This is a genomic window from Streptomyces sp. TM32 (assembly GCF_004122755.1).
Lineage (GTDB): Bacteria > Actinomycetota > Actinomycetes > Streptomycetales > Streptomycetaceae > Streptomyces > Streptomyces sioyaensis.
In genome coordinates, this window is sequence record NZ_SDIG01000060.1 from 23418 (window position 1) to 32909 (window position 9492).

The 9492-nt window shown below is 71.8% G+C and carries 10 protein-coding genes; all 10 read left to right on the forward strand.

Features of this window, described 5'->3' with window-relative positions:
- Positions 1-59: 59 nt before the first annotated feature.
- The 10 genes from lepB (EST92_RS15755) (at position 60) to EST92_RS15800 (ending at position 9437) form a co-directional block, all read left to right on the forward strand.
- A complete protein-coding gene (gene lepB, locus EST92_RS15755; protein WP_254068834.1) occupies positions 60-962 on the forward strand; it encodes a signal peptidase I in 903 nt (300 codons plus the stop codon).
- Complete coding sequence (lepB, locus tag EST92_RS15760) at positions 904-1872, forward strand: signal peptidase I (RefSeq protein WP_129281571.1); 969 nt, start codon at positions 904-906, stop codon at positions 1870-1872. Before lepB (EST92_RS15755) ends, lepB (EST92_RS15760) begins: the two co-directional genes overlap by 59 nt.
- A 54-nt stretch (positions 1873-1926) precedes the next feature.
- Positions 1927-2655: a signal peptidase I gene (gene lepB / locus EST92_RS15765; RefSeq protein WP_129281568.1), complete on the forward strand. Its 729-nt coding sequence runs from the start codon at positions 1927-1929 to the stop codon at positions 2653-2655.
- Between the two features lie 169 nt (positions 2656-2824).
- A complete protein-coding gene (locus tag EST92_RS15770; RefSeq protein ID WP_129281572.1) occupies positions 2825-3301 on the forward strand; it encodes an NUDIX hydrolase in 477 nt (158 codons plus the stop codon).
- 38 nt (positions 3302-3339) lie between these two features.
- Entirely contained in the window at positions 3340-3648 is a 309-nt protein-coding gene (locus tag EST92_RS15775) for a DUF2469 domain-containing protein (protein ID WP_003980220.1), read from the forward strand.
- A 557-nt stretch (positions 3649-4205) separates the two neighbouring features.
- Positions 4206-4583: a YraN family protein gene (locus tag EST92_RS15780; RefSeq protein ID WP_129281573.1), complete on the forward strand. Its 378-nt coding sequence runs from the start codon at positions 4206-4208 to the stop codon at positions 4581-4583.
- Entirely contained in the window at positions 4583-6235 is a 1653-nt protein-coding gene (locus EST92_RS15785) for a YifB family Mg chelatase-like AAA ATPase (protein ID WP_129281569.1), read from the forward strand. Before EST92_RS15780 ends, EST92_RS15785 begins: the two co-directional genes overlap by 1 nt.
- Positions 6232-7575 carry a DNA-processing protein DprA gene (gene dprA, locus EST92_RS15790; RefSeq protein ID WP_129281570.1) on the forward strand — a complete coding sequence of 448 codons (1344 nt, stop codon included), beginning with the start codon at positions 6232-6234 and terminating at the stop codon, positions 7573-7575. Before EST92_RS15785 ends, dprA begins: the two co-directional genes overlap by 4 nt.
- A gap of 361 nt (positions 7576-7936) precedes the next feature.
- Positions 7937-8773, forward strand: a complete 837-nt coding sequence (whiG, locus tag EST92_RS15795; RefSeq protein ID WP_006602830.1) for an RNA polymerase sigma factor WhiG — start codon at positions 7937-7939, stop codon at positions 8771-8773.
- A gap of 124 nt (positions 8774-8897) precedes the next feature.
- Complete coding sequence (locus tag EST92_RS15800; RefSeq protein WP_129281574.1) at positions 8898-9437, forward strand: TetR/AcrR family transcriptional regulator; 540 nt, start codon at positions 8898-8900, stop codon at positions 9435-9437.
- Positions 9438-9492 lie beyond the last annotated feature (55 nt).

Sequence of the window (9492 nt, forward strand, 5' to 3'; positions counted from 1 at the left end):
GGCGGGCGGGCCGGCCCGCGACCGGCGGGCGGGCCGAGCGCCGGCGCCAGGCCCGGCGCATCAAGCGCCGCAGACAACGCTCCTACCTCAAGGAAATCCCCATCCTCATCGGCGTGGCACTGGCCATCGCCCTCGTCCTGAAGACGTTCCTCGTCCAGGCCTTCGTCATCCCGTCCGGCTCCATGGAGCAGACGATCAAGATCGGCGACCGGGTGCTGGTCGACAAGCTCACGCCCTGGTTCGGGTCGACGCCCGAGCGCGGCGACGTCGTCGTCTTCCAGGACCCCGGGGGCTGGCTCAAGGGTGAGCAGAACAAGCCCACCGACGACGGGGGAGCCTTCAAGCCGGTCAAGGACGCCATGACCTTCATCGGCCTGCTGCCGTCGGCGAATGAACAGGACCTGATCAAGCGGGTCGTGGCGGTCGGCGGTGACACCGTCAAATGCTGCGACAAGCAGGGCAAGGTCACCGTCAACGGCTCCCCGCTGACCGAACCGTACGTCCATCCGGGGAACCCGCCCTCCACACTGAAGTTCTCGGTGACCGTTCCCACCGGCCGGATCTTCGTCATGGGCGACCACCGCTCCAACTCCGCGGATTCGCGCTTCCACCTGGACGAGCCGTACCGTGGCACGGTCTCAGAGCAGAAAGTGGTGGGCCGGGCCGTGGTGATCGGCTGGCCGTTCTCGCACTGGCGGCGCCTCGAAGAGCCGGACACCTTTACGACCGTGCACGACGCGCCGGGCGCCAAGGCGTCCGCAGCGGGTGTGCCGCATAGGGTGTCACCTGAGAGTTTGACCGTACTCCCGACCCCTGCGGAACTCCCGCTCGTTATGGGAGTGGTGGGCCTGCGCCGGTTGACGCGCGGGCGAGTGCGTGGAGTGAGGAGCAGATGTGGGGGACTTGGCGGTCGGCGCGCGGTCCGGAACCGAAGAGCCCGAGGAGCCGGCAGGGCGCGGTGAGACCCCGCAGCCGGCGGCGAGTTCCGTGCATCAGACACAGTCACCATCAGGAGCGCAGGCCCAGTCGCCGCGTTCTACCGGGGCGGACGCGTCGGACACGTGGGACACGTCGGCGAGTGGCGGGGTGAGCGGCAGCATGAAGAAGGCCAAGAAGCCGCGTGCCTTCTGGAAAGAGCTGCCGATTCTCATCGGCATCGCCCTTCTCCTCGCCCTGCTGATCAAGACCTTCCTGGTGCAGGCGTTCTCGATCCCGTCCGACTCGATGCAGGACACCCTGCAGCGCGGGGACCGGGTCCTGGTGGACAAGCTGACGCCGTGGTTCGGCTCCAAACCGGAGCGCGGCGAGGTCGTGGTCTTCCACGACCCGGGCGGCTGGCTGAACGAGACGCCGACCCCCGAGCCCAACCCCGTCCAGAAGGTCCTCAGCTTCATCGGTCTGATGCCCTCGGCCGAGGAGAAGGACCTGATCAAGCGGGTCATCGCGGTCGGCGGCGACACCGTCGAGTGCCACGGCACCGGCCCGGTCAAGGTCAACGGCAAGGCCCTCAAGGAAGACTCCTACATCTTCCCCGGCGCCACCCCGTGCGGTGACCGTGCGTTCGGCCCGATCAAGGTTCCCAAGGGCCGGATCTGGGTGATGGGAGACCACCGCGACGACTCCCTCGACTCCCGCTACCACCAGACCCTCAAGGGCAACGGCACGGTCTCGGAGGACGAGGTCGTCGGCCGGGCGTTCACCATCGCCTGGCCCGTCAACCGCTGGGCAACCCTGCCCGTACCGGACACCTTCGATCAGCCCGGGATCAACAAGGCGATGGGGGTCGCACCGGCCGCCCTGGGCCTGGCCGGCGCGGTTCCGATCGTGATCTGGCGTCGGCGGAGGCTGACCGGAGAGCGTAACCCCAGGTAAGGTGCCGTCCCGGATCTTCGACGCGGGCCGGGTCCGCGGGGTGGGAGCGCTGGGATGAGCAGCACGACGGAACACAGGACGGACGGCCGCGGCCGGACCATGGGCAGTGTGCTGTCCGGTCTGGCCGTGGCCGTCGGCTGTGCGGCGTTCCTGGGCGGCTTCGTATGGGCGGCGCTGACGTACCGCCCCTATACGGTGCCGACCGATTCGATGACGCCGACCATCACCGTCGGGTCGCGGGTCCTGGCCGAGAAGGTGGCGGGCTCCGAGATACGCCGCGGTGACGTCGTCATCTTCAAGGACTCCGTGTGGGGCGACCTCCCGATGGTCAAGCGGGTCGTCGGCGTCGGCGGCGACAAGGTCGCCTGCTGCACCAAGCAGGGCCGGCTGACCGTCGACGGAACCCCCATCGAGGAGCCGTATCTGCAGGGCAGTGGCCCCGCCTCGCCCGTCGGCTTCAAGGCCAAGGTGCCCGCCGGTCAGCTCTTCCTGCTCGGCGATCACCGGAGCGACTCCATGGACTCGCGCGTCCACCTCTCCGACAGCGATCACGGCTCCGTCCCGCGCAGCGCCGTCCGGGCCCGGGTCGACGCCCGCGCCTGGCCGCTCGGCAGCATCGGGATGATGCAGCGCCCGGCCGCCTTCTCCGCGCTCCCCGGCGGCACCTCGCAGCCCGGCCCGGTACAGCCCATCACCTTCACCGTGCTCGCCGGCGCGGTCCTCATCCTCGGCGGTGCCGCCTACGGGCCCATCGCGCGGCGCAGGGGGCGTACGCGTGCCTGAGAGGCGGGACGGCGGGGAGCCGGCCGGTGGCCGTGAGGCGGCGGCCGGCGACCGGTCCGGCGGGGGCCCCGGCGACGCCGAGCCGCCGGCTGACAGCCCGGCAGCGGCGTCCGGCCGGGGAGCGCAGACCGGGGCGGAAGACACCCCAGACGAGCCGGCGGAGGGCACGGTGCGCCAGGTCTCCCGCATCGTGCTGCTCGACCCCGACGACCGGATCCTGCTGCTCCACGGCTTCGAACCGGCCCGTCCGACCGAGACCTGGTGGTTCACCCCGGGCGGCGGCCTGGAGGGCACGGAGAGCCACGAGGAGGCGGCCCGCCGTGAGCTCGCCGAGGAGACCGGCATCACCGACGCCGTCCTCGGCCCCGTCCTGTGGAAGCGCCGCTGCGCATTCCCGTTCGACGGGCGGCGCTGGGAGCAGGATGAGTGGTACTACCTGGGTCGGACGGACCGGACGGCCACCGACCCGGGTGGGCAGACCGAGCTGGAGAGACGCAGCGTCTCGGGGCTGAGGTGGTGGACGTCGGAGGAACTGTCCGCCTCGCATGAGACGGTGTACCCGACCAGACTCGCCGAGCTGCTGCGCATGCTGCTCGTCGAAGGGCCCCCTAATGCGCCGGTGCTCCTGGAGACCGAGAGGGTCTGACGCACAATAGGGGGACGCACGGCTGAAGGGGATCTGCCATGAGCGCCGAGGACCTCGAGAAGTACGAGACCGAGATGGAGCTGAAGCTCTACCGGGAGTACCGCGACGTCGTCGGGCTGTTCAAATATGTGATCGAGACCGAGCGACGTTTCTACCTCACCAACGACTACGAGATGCAGGTGCACTCGGTCCAGGGAGAGGTCTTTTTCGAGGTGTCGATGGCCGACGCCTGGGTCTGGGACATGTACCGCCCGGCTCGCTTCGTCAAGCAGGTGCGGGTACTCACGTTCAAGGACGTGAACATCGAGGAGCTCAACAAGAGCGATCTGGATCTTCCGGGGAGCTGAGTCCGGCCGAGGGCGGCGGAGCGGTGGGACCCGGCCGCCGTCGGGTCGGCCCTCACTCGGACGGGTGAGCAGGTTGTCCACAGGCGGCTCGTTGTCCACCAAGATCCAACAGCTCCGCGCGGGGGCGTCACAGTCGGTGCCGGAGGTGGTACCGCATGAACGCCATGCACGCCGGCCGCAGGGCCGGAAGGGACACACCGCTCGACCCCGGGCCGCGGGAGCCGCAGCCGGCGAGAGCACAGCACGGGCAGTGGGCCTGTTCGGCACCGCCGCCTGCGGTGGTGGCGCGCGGGTCGGGCAGCGCGGGGTCCGCCGGTGGGATGCGTGCCCGGCGCGGCAACGGCGGAGCGGCGCCTGCGGGACGGGAACCGTCCGCGGGAGCCCGGACGGCCGATGATCCGGCCGCCGGCCCGGTGCCCGACGTAACCTCTGCCGATGCGGCCTCCGCCGATGCGGCCGTCGGCGCGCCCAGGGGCCCGGGGCCCGCGGTCGCACCGCCCGGCGCCCTTGGTCCTGCGGCCGTACCGACCACCGCCCCGCCGCCGGACGCCGGCCCCGTGGCGGCCGCCTCGACCGCCACTCGGCGACGTGCCCTGGGCCGCTACGGCGAAGATCTGGCCGCCCGGCGGCTCACCGAGGCCGGCATGCGGATCCTGGACCGCAACTGGCGCTGCCGCGACGGAGAGATCGACATCGTCGCGGCCGACGGAGACGCCCTGGTGGTCTGCGAGGTCAAAACCCGCCGCGCCGGCTGGTACGAACACCCCATGGCGGCCGTGCGCCCCGAGAAGACCGCCCGGCTGCGACTGCTGGCGGAACGCTGGCTGGAGCGGCACGGCGGCCCGCCGCCCGGCGGCGTACGGATCGACGTGATCGGCATCCTGCTGCCGTCCCGCGGCGCCCCCGTCGTCCAGCACGCACGGGGGGTGGCCTGATGGGCTTCGCCCGGACCTGCTCCGTCGCCCTCGTGGGCGTCGAAGGAGTCGTCGTCGAGGTCCAGGCCGACCTGGAACCGGGCGTCGCCGCCTTCACCCTCGTCGGCCTCCCCGACAAGAGCCTCATCGAATCCAGGGAACGCGTCCGCGCCGCCGTCGTGAACTCCGGCGCCGAATGGCCGCAGAAAAAGCTCACCGTCGGCCTCAGCCCGGCCTCCGTACCCAAAGGCGGCAGCGGCTTCGACCTCGCCGTGGCCTGCGCCGTCCTCGGCGCCGCCGAACGCCTGGACCCCCGCGAACTCACCGACCTCATGATGATCGGCGAACTGGGCCTGGACGGCCGCGTCCGCCCCGTACGCGGAGTCCTGCCCGCCGTCCTGGCCGCCGCCGACGCCGGATACCGCCAGGTCGTCGTCCCGGAACAGACCGCCGCCGAAGCCTCACTCGTCCCCGGCATCTCGGTCCTCGGCGTCCGCAGCCTGCGCCAGCTCATCGGCGTCCTCGCCGACGAACCGGTACCCCACGAAGAACCCAGGGACGAAGGCCGCCCCGACCCGCTGCTCGCCGGGCTCGCTGTGTCCGGCACCTGCGCCGGAGCGGGCCTGCCCTCCGGTGACCACACCCCGGACCTCGCGGACGTCGCAGGCCAGCACGGCGCCCGCCGCGCCCTGGAAGCAGCCGCCGCCGGACGCCACCACATCTTCTTCAAAGGCCCACCCGGTGCCGGCAAAACCATGCTCGCCGAACGCCTCCCGGGACTGCTGCCGCCGCTGTCACCCAAGGAATCCCTGGAGGTCACCGCCGTCCATTCGGTGGCCGGCACCCTCCCGCCGGGACAGCCGCTCGTCCACCGGCCGCCCTACTGCGCACCGCACCACTCCGCGACCATGGCCTCCCTCGTCGGCGGTGGTACCGGCCTGCCTCGCCCCGGAGCCGTCTCCCTCGCCCACCACGGCGTGCTGTTCATGGATGAGGCCGCGGAATGCAGCCCACGCGTCCTGGACGCGCTCCGCCAGCCACTGGAATCCGGGCACATCGTCGTCGCCCGCGCCGGGGGCATGATGCGCATGCCCGCCCGCATCCTCCTCGCGCTCGCCGCCAACCCCTGCCCGTGCGGACGACACGGCACCGCCGGCGGCGGCTGCGAATGCCGGCCCTCATCCGTCCGGCGCTACCGCTCACGACTCTCAGGCCCGCTGATGGACCGGGTCGATCTGCGGATCGTGGTGGAACCGGTCGCCCGCTCCGAACTGCTCGCGCTGGGCCGTGGCGCCGAATCCACCGCGGCCGTGGCCGAACGCGTACACGCCGCCCGTGAACGCGCCGCCGCCCGCCTCGCTGACACCCCCTGGCACACCAACAGCGAGGTCCCCGGCCATGAACTGCGCACCCGCTGGCAGGTCCACCCCGGCGCCCTGGCCCAAGCAGAACGCGACCTCGAATGCGGCCTGCTCACGGCCCGCGGCCTCGACCGGGTCCTGCGCGTGGCCTGGACAGCCGCCGACCTCGCCGGCCGCGACCGCCCCACCGGCGAAGACGTCAACTGGGCCCTGGAACTCCGCACCGGCGTACGCCGTGGCGCGCTGACCACGGCGGGTACCGGCGGCAGCGAGACCGCCACCACCCGGCCCCGCACCCGGGACAAGCGATGAACGGAATCGACCCATGGGGCTTCGCCACCGACAGGCCGGACACCGCCACGGACAGGCTGGTCACCGCCACGGACGGCCGGCCACACGCGGCCGGACCGACCGCGGAACCGGGCCACGCCCCACCCACCACAACCGCATCCCACACCGCCGGGCGCGCGACCGCTCGCCCGTGCTCCGCGCCCGGCGGCACAGCCCGCGAACCGCAGCGCACCGCGCGCGCGGCCCTCACCCGCATCCTGGAACCGGGCGATGAAACCGCCGGCCGCTGGGTGCGCGAAATGGGCCCGGTGGCGCTGTGGCGCGCGCTGTCCGACGAGGACGCAACCCCGCCCCGGGGCGCAAGCCCGGCCAAGACCGAGGGCCTGCGCCTGCGCGCCGCACGGGCCCGCCCCGCCACGGACCTCGCCGCCGTCAGCGCGCTCGGCGGCCGGTTCATCTGCCCAGGGGACGACGAATGGCCCGGCCAGCTCGACGACCTCGGCGACGCCCGCCCCCTCGGCCTGTGGGTGCGGGGGGCGGCCAACCTCAGGTTGTGGGCGCTGCGCTCGGTCGCCGTCGTCGGCGCCCGAGCCTGCACCGACTACGGCGCACACCTCGCCACCACCCTCAGCGCAGGGCTCGCCGACCGCGGCTGGGCCGTCGTCTCCGGAGCCGCCTACGGCGTTGACGGAGCCGCTCACCGGGGCGCGCTGGCCGCAGACGGCGCGACCATCGCCGTCATGGCCTCCGGCGTCGACTACGCCTATCCGCGCGGCCACACCGAACTGCTCGGCCGGATCGCCGAACAGGGCCTGGTGGTCGCCGAGTTACCACCAGGCGAGCACCCCACCCGCAGCCGGTTCATCCAGCGCAACCGCGTCATCGCCGCACTCACCCGAGGCACCGTCGTCGTGGAGGCCGAGCTGCGCAGCGGCTCACTCGTCACCGCCCGGCGGGCGCGGGCCCTCGGACGTTTCACGATGGGTATGCCGGGCCCGGTCACCAGCAGTCTGTCGGCCGGCGTGCATCAACTCCTGCGCGACGAGGCCACGGTGGTCACCGACGCCGATGAGGTCATCGAGCTCGTCGGCAGCATCGGCGACCTCGCCCCCGGCCGGCGGGGGCCCACCCTCACCCGTGACCTCCTCGACCCCGTCGCCACCCGCGTGCTGGAGGCGCTGCCCGCCCAGGGCAGCACGGACACCGGCCGCCTGGCCGAGGAGGCCGGCACACCCCGTGAGGTGACCCAGGGCAAGCTCTTCGAGCTGCTGTCCCTCGGATTCGTTCAAAGGTGCGGCGGTCACTGGGAGTTGGCGCGACGCGCCGAGGCGACCGACGGTTCCCGGCGAGGCGGTGCTTGACCTGGGGCGAACGGGTGAAAGGGTGAGGGGAATGACCGCAGAATCCAGTTTTGCCACGCTTCGGTGCACACGACCGCCCCATGGGGATTTGGCGAGGCGGCGCCGGGGGCGCACGTCGTCCCGCGTGCCGCATCACCGCCGCCGTCCGCACGACCCTCCACGGGGCGGCGACCGGCCCCTTGTCCGGGTGTCGCCACGCCGTACGAGTAACCCTGGGGTGCGGGCAGCGGAACGTATCTGCGCACCCCCGAACCTGCCGTGATCGCACACCGCAACGCTGCAGTCACGCTACGCTCACAGGCAAATTCAACCCTCATGCATCCACCCACCCGCGTCTCGGCAGAACGGCTCAAGGCGACGAATGCCCCAGCACACCTCCGGGTCTGACCGTGCGGCGGTACCACCCGCCGCGCGCGGCAGCGTGCGCCCCGCCCCGCCCACCTCGCTCGATGAGTTGTGGCGCTCCTACAAGGCGTCAGGCGACGGGCGGCTGCGGGAACAGCTGATCCTGCACTACTCGCCGCTGGTCAAATACGTCGCCGGCCGCGTCAGCGTCGGCCTGCCCCCCAACGTCGAACAGGCCGACTTCGTCTCCTCCGGAGTCTTCGGACTGATCGACGCCATCGAGAAATTCGAACCCGAACGCTCCATCAAGTTCGAGACCTACGCCATCACCCGCATCCGCGGCGCAATGATCGACGAGCTGCGCGCACTCGACTGGATCCCGCGCTCCGTACGGCAGAAGGCCCGTGCCGTCGAACGGGCCTACGCCACCCTCGAAGCGCAACTGCGCCGCACCCCGTCCGAGGCGGAGGTCGCCGAGGAGATGGGCATCGGGCTGGAGGAACTCCACAACGTCTTCAGCCAACTGTCGCTGGCGAACGTGGTCGCCCTGGAGGAGCTGCTGCACGTCGGCGGCGAGGGGGGCGAACGGCTGAGCTTGATGGACACCCTCGAGGACACGGCCGCCGAGAACCCCGTCGAGATCGCCGAGGACCGCGAGCTGCGGCGGCTGCTCGCGCGGGCCATCAACACCCTCCCCGAGCGCGAGAAGACCGTGGTCACGCTCTACTACTACGAAGGCCTCACGCTCGCCGAAATCGGCAATGTCCTCGGCGTCACCGAAAGCAGAGTCAGCCAGATCCACACCAAGTCCGTTCTCCAACTGCGGGCGAAGCTCGCCGACGTCGGACGCTGAGCACTGCGCCCGAGGCGGGTCTTCCCACGCCGTGTCGCCATAGGGAGTGCCGCGGCGAGCGCGCCATCCGTAGAGTGGTGACGTGCCAAGGATTCGAGCGGCCTCCGTGGCCGAGCACCGGACGATGCAGCGCCGCGCCCTTTTGGACGCTGCCCGCACCCTGCTGTCCGAAGGCGGAACGGAAGCACTGACCTTCCCCGCCCTCGCCGAGCGCACGGGACTCGCGCGCTCCTCCGTGTACGAGTACTTCCGCTCGCGCGCCGCCGTCGTCGAGGAGCTGTGCGCCGTCGACTTCCCCGTCTGGGCCGCCGAGGTCGAAGCGGCGATGGAGCGGGTCGACACGCCCGACGGGAAGATCGAGGCGTATGTGCGTCGGCAACTCGCCCTGGTCGGCGACCGGCGCCACCGCGCCGTCGTCGCCATTTCGGCCGGCGAGCTGGATGCCGGTGCCCGAGAGAAGATCCGCGCGGCGCACGGCGGACTCATCGCCATGATCGTCGAAGCGCTCGCCGCCCTCGGCCACGAGCAGCCCCGACTCGCGGCCATGCTCCTCCAGGGAGTCGTCGATGCCGCGGTCCGCCGTATCGAACTCGGTGCCGCGGAGGACCCGGACGAAATCACGGAGGCGGCGGTGTCGATGGCCCTGCGTGGGGTCCGCGGCTGACCCTGGGGCTTCCCCCCGCTCTCCCGTCATCCCGAGCCACCCGAACCAGCAGCCC

What these genes read in the sequence shown, in the direction of transcription:
- whiG (WP_006602830.1), top strand. Translation starts at nt 7,937, where the DNA reads ATGCCCCAGCACACCTCCGGGTCTGACCGTGCGGCGGTACCACCCGCC.
- EST92_RS15775 (WP_003980220.1), top strand. Translation starts at nt 3,340, where the DNA reads ATGAGCGCCGAGGACCTCGAGAAGTACGAGACCGAGATGGAGCTGAAG.
- dprA (WP_129281570.1), top strand. Translation starts at nt 6,232, where the DNA reads ATGAACGGAATCGACCCATGGGGCTTCGCCACCGACAGGCCGGACACC.
- lepB (WP_129281568.1), top strand. Translation starts at nt 1,927, where the DNA reads ATGAGCAGCACGACGGAACACAGGACGGACGGCCGCGGCCGGACCATG.
- EST92_RS15785 (WP_129281569.1), top strand. Translation starts at nt 4,583, where the DNA reads ATGGGCTTCGCCCGGACCTGCTCCGTCGCCCTCGTGGGCGTCGAAGGA.
- EST92_RS15800 (WP_129281574.1), top strand. Translation starts at nt 8,898, where the DNA reads ATGCAGCGCCGCGCCCTTTTGGACGCTGCCCGCACCCTGCTGTCCGAA.